The following is a 24,643-nucleotide window of genomic DNA, read 5'->3' on the forward strand; positions in this document are numbered from 1 at the left end:
ACGAAGTACAGGGTCTGATCTTATGTCCGAAGAGATGCGCGTCACCGTCGAACGGCTGGGTCATCGTGGCGATGGCATCGCCGAAGGTCCGATCTACGTGCCCGGCATTTTGCCCAGTGAGGTGGTCGAAGGCGTCGTGGACAATGGCGTCATGGCCAGTCCGCGTATCGTCACCCCGGTCGAGGATCGCGTCTCTCCGCCCTGCCGCCATGCGAAGTCCTGTGGCGGTTGTCAGCTACAGCACGCCTCAGATGCTTTTGTCGAAGGGTGGAAAAGCGACGTTGTGGCGCGTGCCCTGGCGGCGCAGGGGCTTGAGACGGAACAGCGGCCTTGCACCACCTCGCCTGCGCAATCGCGGCGTCGGGCCGGGTTTTCATCACGACGGACCAAGAAAGGCGCCTTGGCGGGATTTCACGCCAAGGCATCTGACGTTCTGATCGCTGTGCCCGATTGCAAGCTGGTGCGACCTCGACTGGCCGCTGCGCTGCCGTTGGCAGAGGCTTTGGCCGTCGCGGGAACATCGCGGAAGGCCGAACTGACGGTTCAAATGACAGACAGCGAGGCGGGCTTGGACGTGTCGGTGACGGGCGGCAAGATCATCGACGACGATTTTCGCGTGACCCTCGCGGGCATTGCACAGGAATACGACGTGGCGCGCCTGGCATGGGACGAAGAAGTCCTCACGCTGCGCCCTCCCTTCCAGACGTTTGGATCTGCACAGGTGGTGCCGCCACCGGGCGCTTTTCTACAAGCGACACAAGAAGGTGAGGCCAAGCTGCTCGCCTGTGTTACCGAGGCGCTGAACGGCGCGAAGCACATGCTGGATCTCTTTGCCGGATGTGGCACATTTGCCTTGCCGCTGGCGCGACTCGGACGCGTCCATGCTGTCGAGGGATCCAAGGAGATGGTGCTTGCGCTCGACAAAGGCTGGCGTATGGCCGAGGGGCTGCGCCATGTGACCCATGAAGCGCGTGACCTTTTCAGAAACCCACTGCTGCCGGATGAACTGACACGCTTTGACGGAGTGGTCATTGATCCCCCGCGCGCCGGAGCCGAAGCACAGGTCACACAGCTGGCCAAGGCACGTATTCCGCGAATCGCTTTTGTGTCCTGCAATCCGGTGACATTTGCCCGCGACGCCAAAATCCTGACCTCCGCAGGCTACCGGCTCGATTGGGTGCAGACGGTGGACCAATTCCGCTGGTCAACGCATGTGGAGCTTGTGGCGCAGCTGACGCTGGCGAAATCGTGAGATGTAACGGGCGTGTGATCCGGTGTATAAGGAGAAAAAACGCATCGAGGCAGTGAAATGCGATTTCTCAAGTTTGGTCTTTTGGCTCTCGCGCTGTTGAGCGCAGCGGCGTGTTCGCAAAAGAAATTCTACAATTACCGCGGCCCTGAGGTGACGCAGGTTGTGGTGAACAAGGGCGAGCGTCGGCTTCACTTGTTGCACCACAACAAGGTGCTTGAGTCCTATGATATCGGTCTGGGATTCGCGCCGCGCGGGCACAAGGTCGTCGAGGGAGACGGTAAGACGCCGGAAGGGCTCTATTACATTGACCGTCGCAACCCGAATTCAAAATTCCACCTGTCCATCGGCGTCAGCTATCCGAATCCCTACGATCGGGCGACTGCGCAAGCCATGGGCAAAAGCCCCGGCGGTGACATCTTTATCCACGGGCGCGGAGACAATTATCCCAAGGGTGCGCCACGCGATTGGACGGCCGGCTGCATTGCAGTTTCGGACAAGCAGATCCGCGACATCTATTCGATGGTGCAGGATGGCACGCCGATCATAATCACGCCCTGACGACAAAGCGTCGGACATGAAAAAAAGGGTCGGCGCCTGATGTGCCGACCCTTTTTTATTTCTGTCGAGAGGTTTAGCTCTGCATCCCGGGAGTGGAAGCCATACCTGCTGCGCCGAGCACCATGCACCACCATATTTTTCCACTCTGTTCCTGAAACCAGGCAAAACCCATTTCAGTAGCAGAGGAATCCAGAATCACGCGACGGGTGGGTTCTTCTTCCATCCATGCAGACAGGGTTTCGAGTTCGGTCTCGTAGGTTTCGGAAATCGTTTCGCCCACGAGGCGGCCGCTGTAGCCTACGCGCTGAACACGATCCACAGGCGACGATCCGTCTGAGCCAAAGTGCCATGGGCGGTTTTGCACCGACATGTCGCGCGCATGCGTGGCGGCAGCGGCCTGAAGCTTGCCGTCCAGCTGCAGGTTTGGCGCGCCAGAGGCCTGACGCAGCGCATTCACCGCATCAAGCATCCGGTATTCGATCTCGGCGCGCTGGCCCATGCCGATGCGGTAGACACGCGGCAATGGCCGCCCGTCCGGTCCGATTCCACCACCGCCAGACGGTGCGGGTCCGGTGGTGCATGCTGCAAGCGCAGCGGCTGAGGAAAGGGCAAGGAAGGCGCGACGGTTCATGTAAAGTGCTCTCGACTGTGCGTTTCTCTCGGCTTACCCTTTAAGGCGTTGCCAATCAAACCCACATCGGCGTGAGCCTGCGCAAACACGACGCTTTGAATTGCGACTGATGCTTTCAGGCCATATCATGCCAGCCTGCAGCATTTTTTCGTCTGGAAGGATAGGACAATGGCTGATTGGTCAAAGAACAAGCTGGGCCGGCGTGCGTTCCTGGCAGGCTCCGCCGCAGTATTGGCGACCCCCGCGCTGGCGCAGAGCGTCAATGGCGTTGCCACGACAGAGATCGAGCGCGAGCTGAACACATCTGTGCGGCGCAACATTTCCAGCTTTCGTACGCTGGATTGGCAGCCGTATTTCTCCAACCTGAACAAGGGTGCTGTTTTGGTGGATATTGCTTCGCGGGCGCTGCATTACTGGCAGCCTAGCGGGATTTACCACCTGTATCCGTGCTCTGTCCCGTTGACCGAAGATCTCACGCGGCGCGGTCGCACCACAATTACGTTGAAGGATCCGGCCCCGGACTGGCGCCCGACCCCCGCAATGAAAATCCGCAATCCCGAATGGCCAGACTATGTTGGCCCCGGTCCCGATAACCCGCTCGGCTCGCGCGCAATGCACTTGGGATGGCAGTATTACCGTATCCATGGCACGCACGACACGCGCAAAATCGGTCGCCGGTCCTCCAATGGGTGCATTGGCCTGTACAATGAGCACGTTGAGCAGTTGTACGAGATGGCGCAGGTAGGCACGCAGGTGTTGCTAATTTGACGACATGGAGTCGAACGGCGGATTTCGAGGGTTAACTAGCAATTGCAAACTCTCCAAAATACTGCTTAGAACGACTCACGAGGTAAGTCTTGGGTGCCTTGCTGTACGTCCATTCGCGACTGAGGCAGGCAAATATCTGGAGAATAACATGAAGAAAATCGCACTCGCCGCCGCTTTTGGTGTTGCCGCTACATCCGCAATGGCCGGTTCCTACGCTAAGGACGACGTGGTCATGGAAGTTGAGCCCGTTGTTGTTGTTGAAGAGACTCAAGCGTCTTCTTCTTCCGCAGCTCTGCTCATCCCGCTGCTGCTGATCGCAATCGTTGCGGCCGCTGCTGCTGACTAATTGTCAGTATCTCCCGCTCTGATGCGGGAACAAAGATTAAAGAAGGCGGGGCGACGGTTCCGCCTTTTTGCTTTTCTGGGGGTATGTTGCGGCCGAAACCGCAACAGAAATTTTTATATGGGGCGCACCCAGCCGCCCAGATTTTCACCGATGACAGCGCAAAGCGCATCCACATGGGCACCGTCGTCGTTGAGGCAGGGCACGTAGAGAAAATCCTCACCGCCCGCGTGCTCAAAGCTTTCCTTGATCTCTTCGTTGATCTCTTCGAGCGTTTCGATGCAGTCGGCAGAGAAAGCCGGGGCACAAACAGCGATGTTGGTTTTACCCTCTTCCTTTGCCAGGCGCGCGACCTCTTCGACGGTGTAGGGTTGCAGCCACTCCTCCGGGCCGAACTGGCTCTGGAAGGTGGTCTTGATCTGTGAGTCGTCCCAGCCAAGCCGCTCTTTGAGCAGGCGCGTCGTCTTCTGACATTGGCAATGGTAGGGGTCGCCTTCCATCAGGTAGCGCTGCGGCAACCCGTGGTAGGAGCAGATCAGAAGTTCCGGCCTTTTCGGCGCCGCCGCATACGCGCGCTCAACCGATTTCGCGAGCGCGTCGATGTAGTCGGGGTGTTCGAAATACGGGTCCACCACACGGGCTGTCGGCTGCCATTTCTCTTCCATCAAAGCCCGGAAAAACTGGTCATTCGCCGTGGCAGTGGTCGCCCCCGCGTAGTGAGGATAGAGCGGGAAAAACAGGATCTTGTGGCAACCCTTGGCAATCAGGTCTTTGACTTTCGACTGGGTCGACGGATTCCCGTAACGCATGCAGAAATCGACCTCCACCTGATCGCCATAGGTGGCGCGCAGCTGGTCGGTGATCTTTTCCGTCTGCGCACGGGTGATGGTCATCAGCGGGCTTTCATTCGCCGCTTCATTCCAGATCGATTTATACGCCGCACCAGAGGTGAAGGGACGTTTGGTCAGGATGATGGTTTGCAGCAGTGGTTGCCACTTCCACTTTGGATAGTCGATGACACGCTGGTCAGACAGGAATTCGTTCAGGTAGCGACGCATGGACCAGTAGTCCGTGCCATCCGGTGTCCCGAGATTGGCCAGCAGGATGCCCACCTTGCGCGGCTTGACTTTTGGGTGGTCGGCGGGGGCGTGCACAGGGCAGGTGCCCTCGTTTGCGGCATCGAGCATCGGTTGTGTCCCAATTTTTGAATGTGTTGTGTCGTAAGTATCCTGTCCGCTTATACGGTCAATCCTTTAGCTTGGTTTCATCTGTGCCAAGCGCTTGTGCCAGACGATGGGTCGCAGTGCCGGGCCGCAGCGGCTGCGGCTGGCTGGCGTCGGGTGCCCATCCCGCCAAGGTAATCATCTCAAAGGTCGCTGCAACACGACCGTTTTCCGCCGGAAAGCTCTCGGCATAGATCTGGGCGGCACGCAGCAGAACGGAGCGTCGTGTCGGATGGCGAAGGCGACTGTCGAGCGCGTTTGCCTCCCCCATCGCGCGAAGCTCGTGCATCAGGTGCAGCGGCGTAGCGTAGCTTGTACGAAGCGGCGCACTGTCTGCAACCGGCAGGGCCAGACCAGCCCGCTGCATCAACGCGCCGAGGTCGCGGATATCGGCCATTGGCAACACGCGCGGGGACAGACCCCCTGTGACTTCGGTTTCCGCCTGCGCCAGGGCTGCGCGCAGTTCGTGCAGCGTTTGTCCGCCCAGCGTCACCACAAGCGCCATGCCGTCCGGCTGTAAGGCATGCCGCATCTGGACCAATTGCCCAACCGGATCATCGGCCCAGTGCAGACACACGCCGTGGATTACCAAGTCATGCGCACCCGGCGTCAGGTCCAACACCTCGGTATCGGGAACGCAGATGGCATCGGGAAAACGCGCACGCCATAGCTTTGGAAACGGCGATATGATCGCAATGTTCTTAAACGTCTTGTTAACCATCGCGAGACGATCCTCTGCCTCGTCCAAAGCGAGGTCATGCAGAAACAGTGCGTCGGCGCGCGCGCGGCGGCGGTTTCGCCGCAGAGCTTCGGGATCGGTCAGGCGAGGGGGTTTATCCATATGGGAGGAGATAATTTCTGGACGTCCCAGATGCAAACCCTCGTGCATCTTGTTTTTCCGCCGCGCTGCCTGAATTGCGGCGGGCTCGTGGAAACTGACTTTGGCTTGTGCAGCGGGTGTTGGCGCGACACGCAATTCATTTCCGGGCTGGTCTGCGATTCGTGCGGTAAGCCTTTACCCGGCCAATCGGACCGGGTGGAGCATTGCGATGAGTGCTTGGCGATTGCGCGGCCTTGGGCGCAGGGACGTGCGGCGTTGGTGTACGCGGATGTTGGGCGGCGGCTGGTGCTTGGGCTGAAACATGGCGACCGCCACGACATCGCGCGCCCTGCGGCGCAGTGGATGGCGCGCGTGACGCGGCCAATCCTGCGTCCTGATACTGATACGCTGTTGGTGCCCGTGCCGTTACACCTCCACCGACATCTGTCGCGGCGATATAACCAGTCGGCGTTGCTGGCGCAGGCACTTTCGGAGCAACTGGACTGCGATTGGTGCCCGGATGCGCTTCGGCGCCAGCAGGCGACCCCCTCACTCGACGGCAAAAGCCGACATGAACGGTTTGAAACCCTCGCTGGGCGCATCAGCGTGCCGTCCATCCGCACCCGCTTACTAAAGGATCGGCCCGTCTTGATTGTCGATGATGTGATGACCACCGGGGCGACTCTCGCCGCCTGTACGGAGGCCTGTCTCGCCGCAGGCGCAAGTGAGGTTTGTGTATCGGTTCTGGCACGCGTTGCACAGGATGCCTAAGTACCCTTAACTGGCCGTAACGCCGAAAGGGAAAACACCATGCCGAATATTGAAATATACACTTCGCCGCTGTGCGGCTTTTGCCACTCTGCCAAGCGCCTGCTGAACTCCAAGGGTGTCGACTTCACAGAGATCGACGTTCTCAAGGACCCCGCGCGCAAGTCCGAGATGATGGACCGCGCAAACGGCGGCCACACTGTGCCGCAGATCTTCATCGGCGAAACGCATGTGGGGGGCTGTGACGAGCTGTACGCGCTGGAGCGGGCGGGCAAACTGGACCCGATGCTCGAAGCCTGATGCGGATTGCGCTGCTTCAGATGACCTCGTCCGACGATCCGGTCGAAAACAGCGCCACGCTGCGGGAGATGCTGCGCGCCGCCAAGGGCGCCGGGGCAGAGATGGCCCTGACGCCGGAGGTGACGAACTGCGTCTCCATGGACCGGGCGCATCAACACCGGGTCTTGGCCCCTCAAGAGGACGACCAGCTGCTGCACATGGTTCAGGCAGAGTCGCAGGCGCTGGGCCTCTGGGTTTTGCTTGGGTCGCTGGCGGTGAAGTCCGACCCGCCGGAGCAGCGCTTTGCCAACCGGTCGCTGATGATCTCGCCCGAGGGGGCGGTGACTGCGACCTACGACAAGATGCATATGTTCGATGTGCAGGTATCCGAGGCTGAGACGTACCGCGAATCGTCCGGCTATGCGCCGGGCGACCGCGCTGTGACCACTCAGGCGCTGGGCGCGACTTTTGGCCTGACGATCTGTTACGATCTTCGGTTCGCTTATCTTTACAGAGCCTTGGCGCAGGCCGGTGCGCAGATCCTGACAGTGCCGTCCGCGTTCTCGCCCGGCACGGGACCTGCGCACTGGCAGCCGCTGTTGCAGGCGCGCGCCATCGAAACCGGATGCTTTGTCCTCGCGCCCTCGCAATGCGGAACGCACCCGGCGCAATCCGGCAAGTCACGCCAGACCTATGGTCATTCGATGGTAATCGCACCGTGGGGAGAGGTGCTGCTGGATGCGGGCACTGACCCTGGCGTGCATTGCGTCGATCTGGATCTTGCCAAGGTAGAGGATGCCCGTCGCAAGGTGCCCGCCCTGACCCATGACCGCACGTTCAAGGGGCCAGACGCATGAGCGAAGGCAGCGGGCTCGCTATATCGTTGTTCTCCGAGCTGCTGGTGGCCGACCAATTGCTGCGTGCCCGGCTGACCAAGGTCCTGCCAAACAAGATGGAAATCTCGCATTTCTCGGTGCTCAACCAACTGGCCCGCGGCGGTGAGAAAAGTCCCGCACAACTCGCACGGGCGTTTCACGTGACGCGCGGTGCAATGACCAACACCCTGTCAAAGCTGGAAATCGCAGGTTACGTCCATATTCGCCCCGATTGGGACGACGCGCGGCGCAAAATGGTGTCGATCTCGCCTGCTGGGCGGTCAGCCCGTGATGCCGCGCTGGCCGCTATCACCCCGCTGATTGACGAAGTCATGGGCGACCTGGGGGAGGAAAAGGTCCGCGCCGCCATTCCGGTTCTGCGTGAGCTGCGCAGCAAGCTTGAGGCTTAAGCCTGTGGCGCCAATGCGGCCAAGGCCGGGTGGCGCGTGCTTGGATCGAACTCGGTAAACGTCATCTCCACCACGCCAGCGGTGCTGAAGGGGTCTTGCGCCATGCGCGCCTGCACGGCGTCCATGCTCTCGCCCACGGCGATGATCAACCCACCGTCACGCGGCACCTTCGGACCAGACACAAGGATAAACCCATCGTCGAGGCATTGCTGAATAAACGTCATATGCGGGGCGCGGACGGATTCGATATCCTCGGACGGTGCCGTGTAGCGGATGTCGATGACAAACAAGTGGTGACCGGCCGGGATGGGCATCAGGCGGCCTCCGGCTTCAAAGCGGCAGTCACGTAGTTCACGGAAAGGTCGCGGTCAGAGATCGACCATTTCCACGACACCGGGTTGAAAACATAGCCCTTGCGGTCCACGGGCGTCATTCCGGCACGTGTCATCAGGTCGTACAATTCCTCTGGCGTGATGAACTTCGACCATTCATGCGTCCCCTTGGGCAGCCAGCGCATGACATATTCCGCGCCGACAATCGCCATGGCAAAGCTCTTGGGATTTCGGTTGATCGTCGAACACAGATGCAGCCCGCCCGGCTTGAGCAACTGCCGGCAGGCGGTCAGGTAGGCCAACGGGTCGGCCACGTGTTCCACCACTTCCATGTTAAGCACGGCGTCGAATTGTTCGCCCGCGTCGGCCATCGCTTCGGCCGTGGTGAACCGGTAGTCAATGTCCAGCCCGGATTGACGCGCGTGCGCCTCGGCGACAGGGATGTTGCGCTCGGCGGCATCGACGCCCACGATGTCGGCCCCCAGCCGCGCCATCGGTTCGCACAAAAGCCCCCCGCCGCAGCCGATATCCAGGATGCGCAGCCCTTCAAACGGGCGCTGCGACGTGAGGTCGCGGTCAAACTCCCCGGCGATCTGCGTCGTGATATAATCCAGGCGCACCGGATTCATCATGTGAAGCGGCTTGAACTTGCCGTTGGGGTCCCACCACTCGGCGGCCATAGCTTCGAATTTGGCAATCTCGTGCGCGTCGACGGTGGTTGTCATTGCGTTCCCCATGGTCTTTCTTTGACACTACGCAATATAGGTAGGACATGGACAAAATCCCGGGCCAAAAGCGCGCAGTGCAATATCTTTATCCCCCCATCGACCCGTTCGACCAGCGCACGCTAGACGTGGGCGACGGGCACAGCGTCTATGTCGAGCAATGCGGCAACCCTGACGGCTGGCCGGTCATCGTGCTGCACGGGGGGCCTGGCGGTGGCTGTAGCCCTGCAATGCGGCGCTATTTCGACCCTCAGGTCTACCGGGTGATCCTGTTTGATCAGCGCGGCTGCGGACGGTCGCGCCCTCATGCCAGCGTGAAAAACAACACGACATGGGATCTGGTCCACGACATCGAACTGATCCGAGAGACGTTGGAGATCGAAAAAGCCAGTGTCTTTGGCGGCAGCTGGGGGGCGACTCTGTCCCTGATCTATGCGATTTCCCATCCAGAGCGGGTGTCTCACCTGATCCTGCGCGGTGTCTTTTTGATGACGCAGGCGGAGCTGGATTGGTTCTATGGCGGCGGTGCCGGGCAATTCTGGCCGGAACCTTGGGCGCGGTTCACGCATCTGGTTCCCGATGAGGAAAAGCACGACTACATCGCCGCCTATGCGCGCCGCCTGTTCAGTGGTGACATGCGGCAAGAGACGCGGTTTGCCCAGGCGTGGTCTGCGTGGGAAAATGCGCTGGCTTCGGTCTATTCCAACGGGCACGGCGGAGAGGCCCCCGGCGAATACGCCCGCGCCTTTGCCCGGCTGGAAAACCACTACTTCGTCAACAAGGGCTTCTTGCCCGAAGACGGGTGGATCCTGAACAACGCAGATAAGCTCGCAGGCATTCCCGGGGTGATCGTCCAGGGGCGTTACGACATGATCTGCCCGCCGCGCCGGGCGTGGGAATTGGCACAGGCCTGGCCAGATTCCGACCTGCGGATGGTGCGAAACGCCGGCCATGCCTTGTCAGAGCCGGGCATCAGCGCCGAACTGGTGCGCGCCATGGACGAAATCGCGCGACGCGATGGGCTGCAAACGCCGAACGCGACCTGACTCGCAATGGCGTGATGCGTGCGCTTGGGTGTTGATCCCCGGCAGGCGGAGTGACTAAGGTTTTGCGACTTGTGCGTTCAGACAAGGAAGCGACGTATGACACGGATTAGCAGACGCGGTCTTTTGACCTCCGGCGCGGCGGCAGGTGTGCTGGCGGCCTCCGGTCTGCCGTTGCGTGCACAGACGCGCAAAGGCGGGCGTTTGCGGGCGGGGTTGTCCGGTGCGCATGGAACCGACAGCTGGGACGCGCGCACGCACCGGGACACCTTCATGATGGCCTGCGCACAAGGCGCGGTGTTCGACTGCCTGACAGAGGTGAAGGCAGACGGCACCCTCACCGGAGAGCTTGCCACCGATTGGGCGACGACGCCCGACGCCCGCACTTGGTCCTTTAACCTGCGGTCAGGCGTGCGGTTTCACAACGGCAAAGCCTTTGGTGCGGATGACGTGATCGAAAGCCTGCGGTTGCATCTGGAGGACGGCACAGCGTCCCCCGTCCGCAACATCGTCGCGGCCATCACCGACATGACAAAGACTGGCGAGCGGCAGGTGCAGTTCACGCTGGCGCAGGGCAACGCGGATTTTCCCTATTTACTGTCTGACTATCACCTGCTGATTTATCCGGCGGGTCAAATCCAGGAATCCATCGCCAAGGGCATCGGCACCGGACTGTACAGGGTGCAGAGCTTCGCTCCCGGCGAGCGTCTGACAGCGACCCGAGTGCCTGACCACTACAAGGGCGACAACGTCGGTCACTTCGACGAGATCGAATATATCGCCATGAACGACGCGGCGGAGCGGATGACTGCTTTGCACAGCGGCGAGGTGGATGCGATCAATCGGATCAACCCGGCAGCGCGCGCAGCGGTGGAGGCAGACGCAAAATTGCGGGTACGGGAGGTCTCCGGCAACCAGCACTATAGTTTTCCCATGCTGACAAAGGCCTCTGCCCTAGGGGATGTGAACCTGCGCAAGGCGCTGAAGCATGGCATCGACCGGCAGTCCATGGTCGACAAGATTTTGTTGGGCCATGGTCGCGTCGGCAATGACACCCCGATCGGACCGGCCAACCAGTATTTCGCCGCCGACCTCGCGCCGTTGCCGTATGATCCGGACAAGGCACGGTATCATCTGAAACAGGCAGGTCTTGATCGGCTCGATATCACGCTTTCCGCCTCGAACGCGGCCTTCGAAGGGGCTTTGGAGGCAGCGGGCCTCTATCAGGCTTCCGCCGCGACGGGCGGCATTCACATCGACGTGGTGTCGGAGCGGGCGGATGGGTACTGGTCCGACGTCTGGATGCAAAAGCCCTTCTGCGCCAGCGGCTGGTCCGGGCGCGCGACGGAGGACTGGATGTTCGCCACCGCCTATGACAGCGCTGCGCCTTGGAACGACAGCCAGTGGAGCGGGCAGGACAGCGCGCGGTTTCAATCTCTGCTAAAGGCCGCACGGGTCGAGCTCGACAGCATGAAGCGCCGCGAGATGTACCGCGAAATGCAGGTCATCCTGCGCGACGACGGTGGGGTGATCGTGCCGATGTTCGCGAACGAACTGCACGCCGTGAGCCGCAAAATTGCCAGCCCGCACATGCTGGGCAACCTTTGGCAAATGGACAATGCCCGCATGGCAGAACGCTGGTGGATGGCCTGACGAAGGCGCCACCGACCAAAGCAAAAAGCCCCGCAAAAGATGCGGGGCTTTTTTCGGTTCGCCTGAAACAAGCTTACAAAACGTAGCGCGACAAATCCGTCGAGCGGGTGAGGTCGCCCAGCTGCGCCTCGACAAAAGCCGCGTCTACCGTGATCTCTTCGCCGGTCTTGTCTGGCGCATGAAAGCTCAGTTCCTCAAAGACACGCTCCATCACCGTGTACAGCCGCCGCGCGCCGATGTTCTCGACCGAGCCGTTCACCTCCGCCGCGATCCGCGCCAGCGCATGTATACCGTCTTCGGTGAAGGTCACAGTGACCTGCTCCGTTTTCATCAGCGCCGTATATTGGCGCGTGAGGGCGTTGTCCGTCTCCGTCAGGATGCGGACAAAGTCATTCTCGGTCAGCGCGCTCAGCGTGACGCGGATCGGCAGGCGGCCCTGCAATTCCGGCAGCAGGTCCGAGGGCTTTGCGATGTGGAACGCACCGGAGGCGATGAACAGGATGTGGTCGGTCTTCACAGGGCCGTGCTTGGTCGACACAACGGTGCCTTCGATCAGCGGCAGCAGGTCACGCTGTACGCCTTCGCGGGACACATCCCCGCCGCGCGCATCGGATTTGGCGCAGACCTTGTCGATCTCGTCGAGGAAGACGATGCCGTTTTGCTCCACGGCTTCCAGCGCTGCGGCCTTGATGCTTTCATCGTCCAGCAGCTTGTCCGCTTCTTCGGCGATCAGCGTCTCGTAGCTTTGTGCAACGGTCATCGACTTGCGCGTTGTGCGCCCGCCAAAGGCCTTTCCGAAAATATCGCCAAGGTTCATCATCTGGCCAGCGCCAGGCTGGCCGGGGATGTCCATCTGCTGAAAGGGGTTCGCGGTCTCGGCGACGTCGAGCTCGATCACCGTGTCGTCCAGTTCACCGGCCTTCAGCTTGCGGCGGAACATTTCGCGGGTCTGCTCGCGGGCATCCTTGCCGGCGACGGCCTCGATGACGCGTTCCTCGGCAGAGGCATGGGCGCGCGCCTTGACGTCCTCGCGCATGTGCTCTCGGGTGTCGACAATCGCCGTATCCATCAGGTCACGGATGATCTGCTCCACGTCGCGGCCGACATAGCCGACCTCGGTGAACTTGGTGGCTTCGATCTTGATGAACGGGGCGCGTGCCAGTTTTGCCAAACGGCGGCTGATCTCGGTCTTGCCGACGCCGGTGGGGCCGATCATCAGGATGTTCTTGGGATAGACCTCGTCGCGCAGGTCATCGCCAAGCTGTTTGCGACGCCAGCGGTTGCGCAGGGCCACGGCGGTGGCGCGCTTGGCTTCTTGCTGGCCAATGATGAAACGGTCAAGTTCCGAGACGATTTCGCGGGGCGTGAGGTCGGTCATGGGGGTCCTTTTCAACGATTGATCCTCAGATAACCGCTAAGACGGAAATTCCAAGCCCTGCCGCACGATGGGGTTTTGCAGCCGCCAAGGAACTGCCGCGCGCCAATGGGTGTTTACCCAGGTAACGGAGTGCAACTCATGCCTGATCAAGGTCCCTATCCCATGGATTTGCCGACACCGCTCGCCAGCGAGGGGCCGGTGATCATCATCACCAACCGCAAATCGGGTCGTAATTCCCGCGACCGCGAAGCCGTTGAAGCAGCTGCCAAGACGCTGGGAGGTGAGATCGCATCGTTCAGCGGTGGCAAAGGTCTGATGGCAACCATCGAGCAGGTCCGCGCACGTCGCCCGTCCTTGGTGATCTCCGCCGGAGGCGACGGTACGGCGATGGCCGTGGCGAATGCTTTCCTCGGGACCGATGTCGCCTATGGTGTGCTGCCCTTGGGAACCTTCAACTATTTTGCGCGCGGACTGGGGTTGAGCGAAGATCCAAGCGAGGCCGCTCAGCAGTTGGCTCAGGGGCGGGTGATCGACATCACGATCGGTCAGGTGAACGGCCAGGCTTTTCTCAACAATGCTTCGGTCGGCATCTACCCGTCTATTCTGAAAGTACGCGAGACGGTCTACCAGAAATGGGGCCGTCGTCGCATCATGGCGCACTGGTCGGTGGTAAAGACATTCCTGCGGTTCCGGAAACCGATGAAGGTGCGCATAACCGTCGATGGGGTGGCCGGACGCTACCGCACGGCTTTGGTGTTCGTGGCGCGATCTGCCTTTCAGCTGGAAAACTTCAGGCTGGAGGGGACGGACGCGATCAAGGGCGGTGGCTTCGCCGTGCTGCTGGTCAACGCGCATACCCGGATGGAGCTGTTCCGCCGCGTCTTCAAACTGGCGCTGGGCACGGTCGAAGAGGGCGTGGATTACGACCTCTTTGCCGCCAACGAAGTGTGCGTGGAGGTCGAGGGCCGCAAGCGCGTATTGCTGGCCTATGACGGCGAGAAGCGCCGGGTGGACGCGCCCTTGAAATTTGGCATGTCTGATACGCCGTTGCGCCTGGTCGTCCCACAAGGCTACCAACCCTTGGCCAACGAGACGGAGGAAGAATGAAGCGCGTTCTACACCTATCTGATCTGCACTACGGCAAGGACCGCGCTGATCTCGAAGATCCCTTATTGAAAACCATCGACCGGCTCGCCCCGGATCTGGTGGCCATATCCGGCGATTTCACGCAGCGCGCCCGCCGCGGTCAATTTGATCGCGCAGCGACGTTTCTGGATCGGCTGACCGTGCCTTGGCTGGCTGTGCCGGGCAATCATGATACGCCGTTGGACAATCTCTGGGTCAGATTGACGAAACCATGGAAGCGCTACAAGCGCGCTATTCATGGCGAGTTGGAGCCTGTTTTTGAAGATGACGGCATGGTCGTGGTCGGCGTGAACACGGTAAATCGATTTGCCTGGCAGCGTGGGAAACTCTCAAATCGCCGGGTAAAGCGCGCCTGTCGGGCCTTTGGCGATCACGATGAGCGGTCACGGCTGGTGATGCTGCACCATCCGTTACAGCACGGGCCGGAAGTCGAAAAGCGCCTGATGGCAGGCGCGGATGACGCGTTGAAAGCATTTGCGGAATGTGGGGCACAGATTGTGCTCTCAGGGCATTTGCACAACACGGTGATCTCACCCTTCCGGGCGTGGCCGCAGCTTCTGTTCGTTCAGGCAGGGACATGCCTGTCCAGCCGTGTGCGCGGCGAAGAGAACATGTTCAACGTGCTGGACCTCACGGCTGACTCTGTCCGGGTCGAAAGCTGGGGAGCGGAAAACCTGATTTTCTCACCGCGCCTAACCCGGAGTTTCTTCATAGAAAACGGGCAGTGGGTGCGCAGAGACGGGCCGCTGGAAGCATAAAGAAAGGGGCGCAATGGGGGCGCCCCTTCTTGTGGTTATTCAGCGGACACAGATCGCGCCGGCGCCATCAGGAAATCCAGAATCGCCTTGTTGAATTCCAGCGGATGCGACGTGTTGCAGCCGTGCGGAGCGCCTTCGATACGGTGCAGTATGCTCTGCTTGACCATCTCATGCGTCCGCTCGCCTGATCCTTCGATCGGCACGATGCCATCAGCCGTCCCGTGCAGAACCAATGTCGGGACACTGATCTGCCCAAGATCGTCGCGGAAATCCGTGGTGGCCCAGGCCTTCATGCATCCCAAAGCCGCCTCTTGCGAGGATTGGTGGCACAGCGAAAGCGCCTTCTGACGCGCGTCTTCGGAGACTTTCAACTCGCCGTCGGCGGAAAAGAAATCCTTTGTAAAGCCTTCGAAAAACGAATCGCGGTCGTCGGTAAGGTTCTTTTCGAATTCGTTGGCCGTGGCTTGGTCAAGCGGCCCATCTGGGTTGGACGCGCTCTTCATCAGGAAAGGTGGAACGGCCGAGGCGAACACTACGGCCCGCAGTTTATCCTCGCCAAATCGTCCAATGTAGCGCGCGACCTCGCCGCCCCCCATGGAGAAGCCCACCAGCGTCACCTTCGAGAGGCCACGGTTTTCGATCAATTCGTGCAGGTCATGCGCGAGAGTGTCGTAGTCAAAACCTTCACCCGGCTTGTCAGACTTGCCAAACCCGCGGCGGTCATAAGCGATCACACGATAGCCGGCGTCGACCAAAGCGGGGATTTGCGGCTCCCACGCGTCCGATGAAAGTGGCCAACCGTGGATCAGGACAATCGGATCACCGGTGCCGCCTGTGTCATTTACAAAGAGTTCCATTTTGCGTCCTCCGCGTCGTGCTGCGTTTCGCAGATCAACGCGGAGGCACAGGCAGACGTTCCTAGATCGTTTCGACCGTCAGGCGCCCGTTGGTATAGACGCAAATGTCTGCTGCGATGGCCATGGCCTCGCGTGCTACGGTTTCGGCATCCTTATCGGTGTCCATCATGCCGCGCGCCGCCGCGAGGGCAAAGTTGCCGCCCGAGCCGATGGCAGCCACGTCATGTTCCGGCTCCAGAACGTCGCCCGCCCCGGTCACGACCAGAAGGTCGGTGCCATCGGTGACGATCAGCATGGCTTCGAGCTTGGACAGGTATTTGTCGGTGCGCCAGTCCTTTGCCAGTTCGACACAGGCGCGTTGCAGTTGGCCTGGGGTGGCTTCCAGCTTCGTCTCCAGCCGTTCCAACAGGGTAAAGGCATCTGCGGTCGACCCGGCAAACCCTACAACCACGTCAGAGCCGCCGGGCGACAGGCGGCGCACCTTGCGCGCTGTGCCCTTGATCACGGTCTGGCCGAGGGAGACCTGCCCATCGCCTGCGACGACGACTTTGCCGCCCTTGCGGACGCCGATGATGGTGGTGCCGTGCCAGCCGGGGAATTCATTGCTCATGTCGTCTCCTTTGCTTGGGAGGGATATGGCAACGGCGTGCGCAGGAGGCAAGGGTGCGGCCGTTACGGAGTGGGTGGGGTCCAGATGTGCTGCGGCTCGATGACGTGATCTGCGGGGATCTGTGGTGGCAAAGGGCCGGCCGCCAGAACAGAGGCATGGATGCGCGCGCCATCAGGAACATTTCGCGGCTCTGAGCGCGGCAAGATCCACCCACGAAACGCCGTTCTCTGCGATCCGGTAGGCTTGCGGCGCGGGATGTACTCCAGCAGTTTCCACCCCTTCGACATGGAATCGTGTTCCTTCGCTTTGGGGTCAGGCGCAGTGTATTGCTTGTCGTCGCTGGGATATTTGTGGCCCATCACGATGCGGTTCACGGTCTGCGGGATGTACTTCAGGCCAAGCTCCTCGGACTCCCTTATCATCCAGTAGAGCGGCAACTTCCCCAGTGCAGATTCGTCCTCTGGGTAGCCGCCGCCAACATCCCCGTGGACGCCGCGAAACCACACCTCTCGCGCGTCCTGGGGCACGCCGCTGTTGGGGTTGAAGACGTTCTTGCGGTAGGTCTGCCCCTCCGGCCAATGCTGCGGGCGGAACATTGTGCGTCGTTCCGACAGGGCGACCGCGTGGCGAACGGCCACGACGGAGGTGTTTACCTTGGTAAAGGCATGGCTGCGCAACCGCGGCAGAAATCGCCCGCTTTCGATAACGGACGACACGGTGTCAAACAGCCCGAGAAACGTGATGGTGACCCGCTGGGGATCAATGATCTTCTCGAACAGACCGATTTCGGCAAAGGCGTCTTCGCCTTGGGTGCTGCCAATGCGTTTGTAGGCGCGGTAGGCGTAATTCAGCAGGTTCAGGTTGCGGGGGTCCATCAAGCCAAAGGCATGTAAAAATCCAGCCAGCACCCGCGCCGTATAGGCCCCGCGAGAAAACCCGAAGATCCAGATGCGGTCGCGTTCGCCGTCCTCGTCTGTCTGCACGGTGTCGACGAGAAATCGGTAGGCCTCCTTGACGTTGCTGTCCAGACCCCAGCCCGTCGCCATGCCCCAAAGCTCTTGCGCCTTGCGAGAAAGTTCCGACCAGCTGTTTTCCGCGCCAAATGTGCCGACGCCTGGATCGTACCACACGATCTGGCTCTCGGACTTTTTCAGCGTGCCGTACAAACGCAGGATATTGGTCCGGTCGGCACAAATCTCGTTCGAGGTGCCGTCGAGGAGGAGGACAATGTCTCGTGCCATGGTCGTCACCGCTTGTTCATTTCTGCAAATGGCAGGTTAACAGGGGCTGGGCACAAGGGGGAAAATAAAGCGATCGGAGTGTCGCGCCAAGGACGGAGCAACGCTGTCGGCCACCCTTTGACGCAAAAGGGCCCCAAACGGGGCCCTCGATCTCAAACTGTGCCTGAAACAGACAAAATTCAGATGGATTCGTCGATCCAGGATTTCAGCGCGGCCTTGGGGCGGGCGCCTGCAAGGTTGGCCACCGGTGCGCCGTCCTTGAACACGAACAGCGCCGGAATGCCGCGCACGCCCATGGCAGCGGCGGAGTTCGGGTTGCTGTCCACGTCGACCTTGGCGATTTTTACGGTGTCGCCGTATTCAGCGGACAGCTCTTCGAGAGCGGGGCCGATCTGCTTGCACGGGCCGCACCACTCGGCCCAGAAGTCGACGACGACCGGAACGGAGGAGTTTTTAACTTCGGCGTCGAATGTGGCATCGGTAACGGCAACGGTGGCCATGGGATCTCTCCTGAGGGTTGGAGTGCTGCGGAATCGCGGTTTGGGCGGGTGTGCCCATTCAGGATCTGGAAACTAAGGACGCCCCACTCAGCCGTCAAGGTGTGGCGGCCCTCTCAAGGGCTTGGGTCACGAGGTCGTGCGGTAGCGGCATATAGTGTGCGGTGGCCGTCCAAAGCAGCCCTGTCTCGATCTCGCGTCCGGGATAAAGTTGGGTCAAAGCAGCGGCATAGGCTCCCATCTGGCGCAGCAAACCTTCCGGTGTCTGTTCCGCTTTTTCCGGCACAGTGCGGTTGGTTTTGAAATCGACGATGGTAATTTTGTCTGCTGTCACATGCAGCACATCAATGATGCCATGAACACGCCCGAGGCCTTGCAGATCAGCGGTGATGGCGGTTTCGGTCAGCGCCCCCTTGGTGAACAGATGGGCCAACGCAGGGGTGTCGAGCACTGTCAGGACCTCTTGCAAAAGGATTGGCAATTGCTCCGTGATGAGTTCCGCATCTTCCCCTTGCCGCATTTCCTCCAGAAGAGAGGGCGCAAGCTGGTCGCGCTGCGCGGCGGTCAGTGGTGCGAGCGTTTCCAGCAGCAGGTGCAGGGCAGTGCCGCGTGCTTTGGCCACGTCTTCGGTGTCGCCGGCCGCACCGGGCAAGGCCTTGGCCCCGCCAAGATCAGACGGGCTGCGGGTTTCTGGCGGCAGGACCGGGGCGGGCAGGGGGCGGTCCAGCGCCTCTGGATACGCCAACGGCTCGGCAGAAGGCACATCCTTTGCGGCCTCGGTTGGCAGCGACCAGTCGCCGTATTCGATGCGCTGCCCCTCACCACCGCCAAGATCGCCAAAGTCGTAGGGATGCGGCAAGGCCCCGGACCGTTCCATGCCTTTGGCCACCTGATCGTACCAGGCGTCTCCATCCTTGCCCAACTCGCCAGCTGCTCCGACGATCAGCCACTTCTCCGCCCGCGTCAGGGCCACATACAGCAGGCGGTCGCGCTCCTGCGCTTCCCGTGCCTTGGCAATGTCGATGGCCTCGGTCTGACGGCTTGGTTGATGCGCGGCGCTCTGTTTCCACATGACCCCCTCCGGGTCGGCCAGCAGGTCCGCCTTGACCGAGGTATCGGGCTTTGCGCAGTCGGGCAGGATGACGATGGGCGCTTCCAGACCCTTAGACCCATGTACCGTCATGACGCGCAGGGTCGCGCCGGCCCCGTCCGGTGCGCGCTTGATCTCCAGATTATCTGCCTGTGCCCATTCGAGGAAGCCGGTCATCGTCGGCACTTCGGTTTGCTCGTAACTCAACGCCTGTTGCAGAAGCGCGTTGATACCGTCCTCCGCCTCTGCGCCAAGCCGCCCGATCAGCAAGCGCCGACCTTTGTGGTGTGTCAGGATGCGATCAATCAGGTCGTAGGGACGCAGAAAGTCTGTGTTTTTGAGAAGATCGTTCAGCACCGCAACATAAGGCGCATCGCTGCCGCGGAGCACCTCCCATAGATATTTGCGCGGGCGGTTATTCGCGAGCGTGAACAGGTCCTGCTCGGACAGGCCAAACAGCGGCGAGCGCAGCGCCGTGGCCAGCGACAGCGAATCCTCAGGCGTTTCAAGGAACTTGAGCACGGCGATGATATCCCGCACCGCCAGCTCTGCCATAACCTTCAGCCGGTCGGCCCCGGCGATGGGCAGACCCTCTTGTTTGCAGGCGCGAATGATCTCCTTGAACAATTGTCCGCGTCGCCGGACGAGGATCAGAAAGTCGCCGGCGTGCACAGGACGCGCCGTGTAGGTATTGGTGAACCCGACTTCCTTCGGCATGGGATGGCCTGCGTCGATGGTCTGGCGGATGAAGCGCGCGATGCGCTGGGCGAGGATCACCGAATGGTGCGTTGCCGCCGCGCGGTCCAGCGGTTCGTGCCAGGGCCCGTCATCGTCGTCCTTCACCTTCTCGACCACCGGCCAGAGGTCCACGCGACCCGGCATGTTCGATTTGAACGCCCGGTGCAGTGCGCCGTCGAAACCGCTCTCTGCCGCGTCGGTAAAGGTGTTGTCCACAACCCGCAGGATCGGCTCTGCCGAGCGGAAGGAAAAGGCCAGCTCCGAGTTTACCAGCGGCGCATCCGTATTCACCAGCCGTTGGCGAAAATCCTCGCGCATACGGTCAAATTCACGGGGGTCGGCCCCCTGGAAGGAATAGATCGACTGCTTCTTGTCGCCGACGACAAAGATCGTGCGCCGCGTCTCGGTGCGCGCCCCCTCGCCGGAGGTGAACTCATGCGCGAGCCGTTCGATCACTTGCCACTGCACGGGCGAGGTGTCCTGCGCCTCGTCCACCAGAATGTGGTCAATGCCGCCGTCGAGCTTGTAAAGCACCCAATCTGCCACCTTTTCGTTCGACAGCAGATCGCGGGCGCGGGTGATCAGGTCATCGAAGTCGAGCCAGCCGCGCAGCAGCTTTGCACGCTCATAGGCGGGCACGAAGCGCGCCGCAAAGGCGGTCAGCGCAATGTCGCGCTGGGCAGCATGCAGGGCCTTCTCCACCTCCAACGCATCCGCAATCCGCCCCGTCAGCTGGTCAAAGCGTTCGCAGAGGTCAGGAAAATTGCCGCGCGTCTTCTTTGTCGGGAAATTCTTGCGCGGGGTGCCCGCCTGCGTCAGGCAGATCTGCTTCCAGAGGTCGAGCGCTGCGGCATCGTTGCCATGGATGGCTTGCAGTGCGGGGACCATGCCTTGCTCAGTCTTGCCGCCTTGTTGGAACACCGGGACCAGATCAGCGGCGAGCGCTCCTTCTGAGCCGAGAAAGATCGACCCGAGCACGCTGGCCTCATCCTCTTCGGGACGCAGCCCGTAATGGGCCCGAATGTCCTGAGGCGAAGGTGGCGTGAGGTAGACATCGCGGCGCGCGCAAAGGCTCCGCAGCAGTCCCTCCGTATCGTCGCCGGACAGATACGGCGCGATACCCTCCAGCAGGCCCCTGTCCGGGCCGTCGGCGATGTCTTCGAGCAGATCGGCGCGGAGCAGTTCCGCCGCGCGATCCTCCATCTCCTTGAACTGGGGGGAGACCTGTGCCTCCAACGGGAAGCGCCGCAGCAGAGACGCGCAAAATGAGTGGATGGTCTGGATGCGCAGCCCGCCGGGCGTCTCGACCGCGCGGGCAAACAGGGTTCGCGCCTCGCGCAGGAACTCTGGTGTCGGTTGTTGATCGACGCCCAACTCATCCAGCTCATCGCGCAGCTTCGGCTCGGCCAGCATGGCCCAGCCGCCCAGCCGCTTGAACAGGCGGTTCTGCATCTCGGTCGCGGCGGCCTTGGTGTAGGTCAGGCACAGGATATGGCTCGGGTCGACGCCCTCGAGCAGCAAACGCGCCACGCGGTCGGTCAGCACACGGGTCTTGCCTGACCCAGCGTTTGCGGCAAGCCACGTCGAATGGCCGGGCGCGGCGGCGCGCACCTGCGCTTCTGTTGCGTCGTCTCTCATGTCAGCGGGTCCAGCTTGGCCTCGGCGGTGACATCCCATTCGCCAAAGCGCGACAGGTGGTCATAATCCGCATGATCGGTGTCTTTCATCAGGGCGCGGCGCGCGGTATAGCCCTTGTCCGCCTGCATATAGGCGGCGATGAGCGCGGTGAACTCGGCCCATGTCTGATCGGGCGGGCAATCGTCGAGCGGGGCGGGGATCTCCTTTGGATCGCCGGGCTTGAGCTGGATATACGTGGCCGCCGCGATGTGGCGTGGTTTCAAGTTCGGGAAGGCCCCTTGCAGAAGCATCGCAGCCTCCAGCAGCAACTGTTTATCAAAGGTCTTTTGCTGCGATTCCGTGGGGGCGCCGCCGGTCTTGTAGTCATAGACATGTGCGCCGCCACGCGCGTCCATGTCGATGCGGTCTGCCGTGCCGGTGAGCGTGAACCCCAGCATGGGGAGCTCCGCCTGACCTGTGATTTCAAAGTTCGCCTCCTGCGGTGCGGCGCGTTGCCGACGCTCCGCTTCGGACGCGACGAACCAACCGGAAAAGCGATCCACCCGCGCCTGCCAGAGAGTCCGAACCGTGGGGAAGGGAATTTGGGCCAGCTCGGTCGCCGCGATCTCCCGCAGCCGTTCCGGTGTGAGTTGCGCCGGGTCAGAGACTGTTTCGCGGATGAAATCTTCGATCACCTTGTGGGTCAGAATGCCCCGCATCAATGCGTCGGGGGCCTGCATCAAAGGGTCCAGTGGTTTGAGGTTCAGCACCTTGTTGGCGTAGATGGCGTAGGGATCACGCACCAGTCGTTTGATGGCCGTAACCGACAGTTGCGTCGGACGCGCGTCAACCGGTGGCGCGGGGGACGGGCGCACGGCTGGTTCTGCGTGGATCGGTGCTTCCGACGCACGGGCCAGTGCCAGCCACGGTTTCGCGCGGTCCCGCATCTGGGTCAGCGCCTCTTCGCCGTGTCGATCGGGCAGGCCGTTCATCAAGTTGACCAGCCGGTTGATCCAACGGCTTGGGACCGTCTCGGCATCGTCGGATTTCATTGCACGGGTCAGCCAGACCTGCGGCGCTGCAACGGCCTGTTGGAAGTCATGCGCCGACAGGCCGATACGCCGTTCCGGCAGCAACAGACCCGCTTCGGCCCGCATCCGGCGGTTCAGCCAAGGGTCGGCGGCAGGGCTTTCGGGCCAGGAGCCTTCATTCAACCCGGCAAGGATCAGCAGCTCCGGCCCGGCCACGCGCGCTTCCAAAGTGCCCCAGATGCGAATGCGCGGGTGCGGCGTGTCGGGATTACGCACTTCCTCGCGGCTGAGCAAAGCCTGGAACAGGTCGGCGTAGTCGCGGGCGCTCATGGCGGTGCCATTCTCGGCCTCCGCGCGCAGGGTCTCCGTGATCTGGCGCAGACGACGGCCTGCCACTTCGTCCCAAAGCGGCGCGGGTGTTCCATCGGGACCGGCGACCAAGGCTTCGGCCAAGGTGAGATGTGTATCCACCCACTCAGAAAGCGGCCGCGGCGCGGGATGATGTTGCGTGCACAGCTGCGCAATCCATTCGGCCCAGGCGGGTCGTTCGGCCTTCGTCCCCCATTCGGCCAAAGTTTCAGGTGTCGGGTAGGGCATGCCATCACGCCGGATTGACAGTTCCAGATCGCGTGTGTTCAGCAGGTGCTGGCCGCGATCCTTGCCCTTGTGACACAGAGGATGCTTCAGCAGCGACAGCATCAAATCTGCAGCCAGGGGGCGGGTGAACAGATCGGCCACAAGCCGCAAAAAGCGTCCCGGCGGGGTCAGCTGCGCCGGGATGCCTGCGGAGTCGTCGGGGACGATGCCCCAGTGGTTCAGGGCCGACGTCACCTGCCGTGTCAGCATCCGGTCAGGCGTGATAAGCGCGGCCTCGGTTCCGTCAATCGCCGCCTGTCGCAGGCGGAGCGCGATGGCCAGCGCTTCTTCACGCAAACTCGGCGCTTCAAGCAGCGTGACATCCTCCATCGCTTTCGGCAGATCCGGCAGCTTCGGCCCCTCGGACAACCATTGGTGCGTGACTGGCGCGGGGCGCAGGGCGAGCGAAACCACGCGGTTGCGCTCCGGCGCGGGGGCCTTCGTCTCCGCCCAGTCACGGACGGCGGACGGATTCAGATCCAGTTCACGCATCAGCTTGGCAAAGCGATACTGCGGATGGTCTTCCCCGGTAAGCGGATCGTTGAGCATCTCCCAGACGTTTTGCGGCATATCAGTGTCGAATCCGGGCAGGATAACCGCGCCTTGCGGCAGCCGGGAAACAGCGCGCATGAAGGCATGGGTGGTGCCGCGCGATCCGGTCGACCCTGCGATCAGGATGGGATGCTGCGGCGGATCAAGCTCCCATTGCGCCAGACGCAGGGCCAGCGCCCGCCGGGTGAAGGCCTGCGCGTCAGGTGCGCTGTCGTCCTGGAAATACTGCTGCACGATATTGAAGAAGCGCAAGGCGCGGTCCCAATGGCCGGATTGATCGGTGACATCAAGGCCGGCAACGGCATCGGGAGGCACATTCTCGCCATGCATCTCCTCCATCAGCGTGGCGAGACTGTCGGACAGATCGAACAGCGCGGCGCGCGGGGCGAGCTCTGGCGCGCTTTCCAACAGGGCTGAAACGAGACCGGTCAGTTCAAGCCTGCGCCGCAGCGGGGGAACAGGCGCGGGCAGTTGCGCGCGGGTCAGAGGGTCGGCAAGGTCGGTGACCAACCTGATTTTCGGCAGCAGGGACGCGGGACCGGCATCGAACAGGCTGCGCAAACGGCGGCGCATGCGATCGGTGTTCACATAGAGCTCGACCTGCGCGATGGCTTCAGGCGGCTGTCCTTCCAGTCGCGCGCGCAGCCCCTCGATCAGAGCCGCCGGGAAATCGACGCCTGACGGCAGGCCATACAGGCGCGGACCACTGGCGGAAAAGATTTTGGTTTCAGACATATAACTCTCGCGCCCAATCAGCCGACGCCCACGTCGGACCCACAAGATGGACCGTCCCGAGGCGCGGGGCAACCGGC

General features: G+C 61.6%; 24 protein-coding genes. 12 read left to right on the forward strand and 12 right to left on the reverse strand.

Annotated features, from left to right (window positions below; genetic code table 11):
* Window positions 1–22: 22 nt before the first annotated feature.
* Together J4E08_RS04815 and J4E08_RS04820 are read left to right on the forward strand one after the other, a co-directional pair.
* A complete protein-coding gene (locus J4E08_RS04815) occupies window positions 23–1,252 on the forward strand; it encodes a class I SAM-dependent RNA methyltransferase (protein ID WP_349537524.1) in 1,230 nt (409 codons plus the stop codon).
* Between the two features lie 57 nt (window positions 1,253–1,309).
* Complete coding sequence (locus tag J4E08_RS04820; RefSeq protein ID WP_349537525.1) at window positions 1,310–1,810, forward strand: L,D-transpeptidase family protein; 501 nt, start codon at window positions 1,310–1,312, stop codon at window positions 1,808–1,810.
* Window positions 1,811–1,883: 73 nt separating this feature from the next.
* On the opposite strand, the gene dalA is transcribed toward J4E08_RS04820, so the two are convergent.
* Window positions 1,884–2,441 carry a divisome-associated lipoprotein DalA gene (gene dalA / locus J4E08_RS04825; RefSeq protein WP_183962365.1) on the reverse strand — a complete coding sequence of 186 codons (558 nt, stop codon included), beginning with the start codon at window positions 2,439–2,441 and terminating at the stop codon, window positions 1,884–1,886.
* A 168-nt stretch (window positions 2,442–2,609) separates the two neighbouring features.
* Here dalA and J4E08_RS04830 point away from each other — a divergent pair, with 168 nt between their 5' ends.
* Complete coding sequence (locus tag J4E08_RS04830) at window positions 2,610–3,209, forward strand: L,D-transpeptidase (protein WP_349537526.1); 600 nt, start codon at window positions 2,610–2,612, stop codon at window positions 3,207–3,209.
* Window positions 3,210–3,357: 148 nt separating this feature from the next.
* On the forward strand, window positions 3,358–3,555 hold the full coding sequence (locus J4E08_RS04835; protein ID WP_183962370.1) for a hypothetical protein: 198 nt from the start codon (window positions 3,358–3,360) through the stop codon (window positions 3,553–3,555).
* A 113-nt stretch (window positions 3,556–3,668) separates the two neighbouring features.
* Here J4E08_RS04835 and hemH read toward each other — a convergent pair whose 3' ends face one another.
* Both hemH and J4E08_RS04845 read right to left on the reverse strand, forming a co-directional pair.
* A complete protein-coding gene (gene hemH / locus J4E08_RS04840) occupies window positions 3,669–4,739 on the reverse strand; it encodes a ferrochelatase (protein ID WP_349537527.1) in 1,071 nt (356 codons plus the stop codon).
* Between the two features lie 58 nt (window positions 4,740–4,797).
* A complete protein-coding gene (locus J4E08_RS04845) occupies window positions 4,798–5,616 on the reverse strand; it encodes a methyltransferase domain-containing protein (protein WP_349537528.1) in 819 nt (272 codons plus the stop codon).
* A gap of 30 nt (window positions 5,617–5,646) precedes the next feature.
* Here J4E08_RS04845 and J4E08_RS04850 point away from each other — a divergent pair, with 30 nt between their 5' ends.
* From J4E08_RS04850 to J4E08_RS04865, 4 genes are read left to right on the forward strand one after another with little or no spacing between them, the layout of a single operon-like run.
* Window positions 5,647–6,366 carry a ComF family protein gene (locus J4E08_RS04850; protein ID WP_349537529.1) on the forward strand — a complete coding sequence of 240 codons (720 nt, stop codon included), beginning with the start codon at window positions 5,647–5,649 and terminating at the stop codon, window positions 6,364–6,366.
* 39 nt (window positions 6,367–6,405) lie between these two features.
* Complete coding sequence (gene grxC / locus J4E08_RS04855; RefSeq protein WP_183962379.1) at window positions 6,406–6,663, forward strand: glutaredoxin 3; 258 nt, start codon at window positions 6,406–6,408, stop codon at window positions 6,661–6,663.
* Window positions 6,663–7,499, forward strand: a complete 837-nt coding sequence (locus J4E08_RS04860) for a carbon-nitrogen hydrolase family protein (RefSeq protein ID WP_349537530.1) — start codon at window positions 6,663–6,665, stop codon at window positions 7,497–7,499. The genes grxC and J4E08_RS04860 overlap by 1 nt, the downstream gene beginning before the upstream one ends.
* Window positions 7,496–7,927: a MarR family winged helix-turn-helix transcriptional regulator gene (locus J4E08_RS04865; RefSeq protein WP_183962383.1), complete on the forward strand. Its 432-nt coding sequence runs from the start codon at window positions 7,496–7,498 to the stop codon at window positions 7,925–7,927. The genes J4E08_RS04860 and J4E08_RS04865 overlap by 4 nt, the downstream gene beginning before the upstream one ends.
* Here J4E08_RS04865 and J4E08_RS04870 read toward each other — a convergent pair.
* Entirely contained in the window at window positions 7,924–8,241 is a 318-nt protein-coding gene (locus tag J4E08_RS04870) for a YciI family protein (RefSeq protein ID WP_349537531.1), read from the reverse strand. The two genes, J4E08_RS04865 and J4E08_RS04870, sit on opposite strands and share 4 nt — an antisense overlap.
* A complete protein-coding gene (ubiG, locus tag J4E08_RS04875) occupies window positions 8,241–8,984 on the reverse strand; it encodes a bifunctional 2-polyprenyl-6-hydroxyphenol methylase/3-demethylubiquinol 3-O-methyltransferase UbiG (protein WP_349537532.1) in 744 nt (247 codons plus the stop codon). The genes J4E08_RS04870 and ubiG overlap by 1 nt, the downstream gene beginning before the upstream one ends.
* Before the next feature lie 47 nt (window positions 8,985–9,031).
* Between ubiG and pip the strand changes: the two genes are divergently transcribed.
* Window positions 9,032–10,030, forward strand: coding sequence for a prolyl aminopeptidase (gene pip, locus J4E08_RS04880; protein WP_349537533.1), 999 nt, complete (start codon window positions 9,032–9,034; stop codon window positions 10,028–10,030).
* Between the two features lie 96 nt (window positions 10,031–10,126).
* Window positions 10,127–11,680: an ABC transporter substrate-binding protein gene (locus tag J4E08_RS04885; RefSeq protein WP_349537534.1), complete on the forward strand. Its 1,554-nt coding sequence runs from the start codon at window positions 10,127–10,129 to the stop codon at window positions 11,678–11,680.
* A gap of 73 nt (window positions 11,681–11,753) precedes the next feature.
* Here the strand turns inward: J4E08_RS04885 and hslU are convergent, their stop codons facing one another.
* On the reverse strand, window positions 11,754–13,058 hold the full coding sequence (gene hslU, locus J4E08_RS04890; protein WP_349537535.1) for an ATP-dependent protease ATPase subunit HslU: 1,305 nt from the start codon (window positions 13,056–13,058) through the stop codon (window positions 11,754–11,756).
* 138 nt (window positions 13,059–13,196) lie between these two features.
* Between hslU and J4E08_RS04895 the strand changes: the two genes are divergently transcribed.
* Both J4E08_RS04895 and J4E08_RS04900 read left to right on the forward strand, forming a co-directional pair.
* Entirely contained in the window at window positions 13,197–14,165 is a 969-nt protein-coding gene (locus tag J4E08_RS04895) for a diacylglycerol/lipid kinase family protein (RefSeq protein WP_349537536.1), read from the forward strand.
* Entirely contained in the window at window positions 14,162–14,962 is an 801-nt protein-coding gene (locus J4E08_RS04900; protein ID WP_349537537.1) for a metallophosphoesterase family protein, read from the forward strand. Before J4E08_RS04895 ends, J4E08_RS04900 begins: the two co-directional genes overlap by 4 nt.
* Before the next feature lie 35 nt (window positions 14,963–14,997).
* Here the strand turns inward: J4E08_RS04900 and J4E08_RS04905 are convergent, their stop codons facing one another.
* The 6 genes from J4E08_RS04905 to addB form a co-directional block, all read right to left on the reverse strand.
* Window positions 14,998–15,819, reverse strand: coding sequence for an alpha/beta fold hydrolase (locus J4E08_RS04905; protein WP_349537538.1), 822 nt, complete (start codon window positions 15,817–15,819; stop codon window positions 14,998–15,000).
* A 61-nt stretch (window positions 15,820–15,880) separates the two neighbouring features.
* Entirely contained in the window at window positions 15,881–16,429 is a 549-nt protein-coding gene (gene hslV, locus J4E08_RS04910) for an ATP-dependent protease subunit HslV (RefSeq protein WP_183962398.1), read from the reverse strand.
* Between the two features lie 62 nt (window positions 16,430–16,491).
* Window positions 16,492–17,670, reverse strand: a complete 1,179-nt coding sequence (locus J4E08_RS04915) for a T6SS phospholipase effector Tle1-like catalytic domain-containing protein (RefSeq protein WP_349537539.1) — start codon at window positions 17,668–17,670, stop codon at window positions 16,492–16,494.
* 179 nt (window positions 17,671–17,849) lie between these two features.
* On the reverse strand, window positions 17,850–18,170 hold the full coding sequence (gene trxA, locus J4E08_RS04920) for a thioredoxin (RefSeq protein WP_183962402.1): 321 nt from the start codon (window positions 18,168–18,170) through the stop codon (window positions 17,850–17,852).
* Between the two features lie 94 nt (window positions 18,171–18,264).
* The gene (gene addA / locus J4E08_RS04925) at window positions 18,265–21,633 is read right to left on the reverse strand and encodes a double-strand break repair helicase AddA (protein ID WP_349537540.1); all 3,369 of its coding nucleotides are present in this window, start codon (window positions 21,631–21,633) and stop codon (window positions 18,265–18,267) included.
* Window positions 21,630–24,566: a double-strand break repair protein AddB gene (addB, locus tag J4E08_RS04930; RefSeq protein ID WP_349537541.1), complete on the reverse strand. Its 2,937-nt coding sequence runs from the start codon at window positions 24,564–24,566 to the stop codon at window positions 21,630–21,632. The genes addA and addB overlap by 4 nt, the downstream gene beginning before the upstream one ends.
* Between the last annotated feature and the right edge of the window lie 77 nt (window positions 24,567–24,643).

Origin of the sequence: Sagittula sp. NFXS13 (assembly GCF_040148795.1) — a bacterium.
Classification (GTDB): domain Bacteria; phylum Pseudomonadota; class Alphaproteobacteria; order Rhodobacterales; family Rhodobacteraceae; genus Sagittula; species Sagittula marina.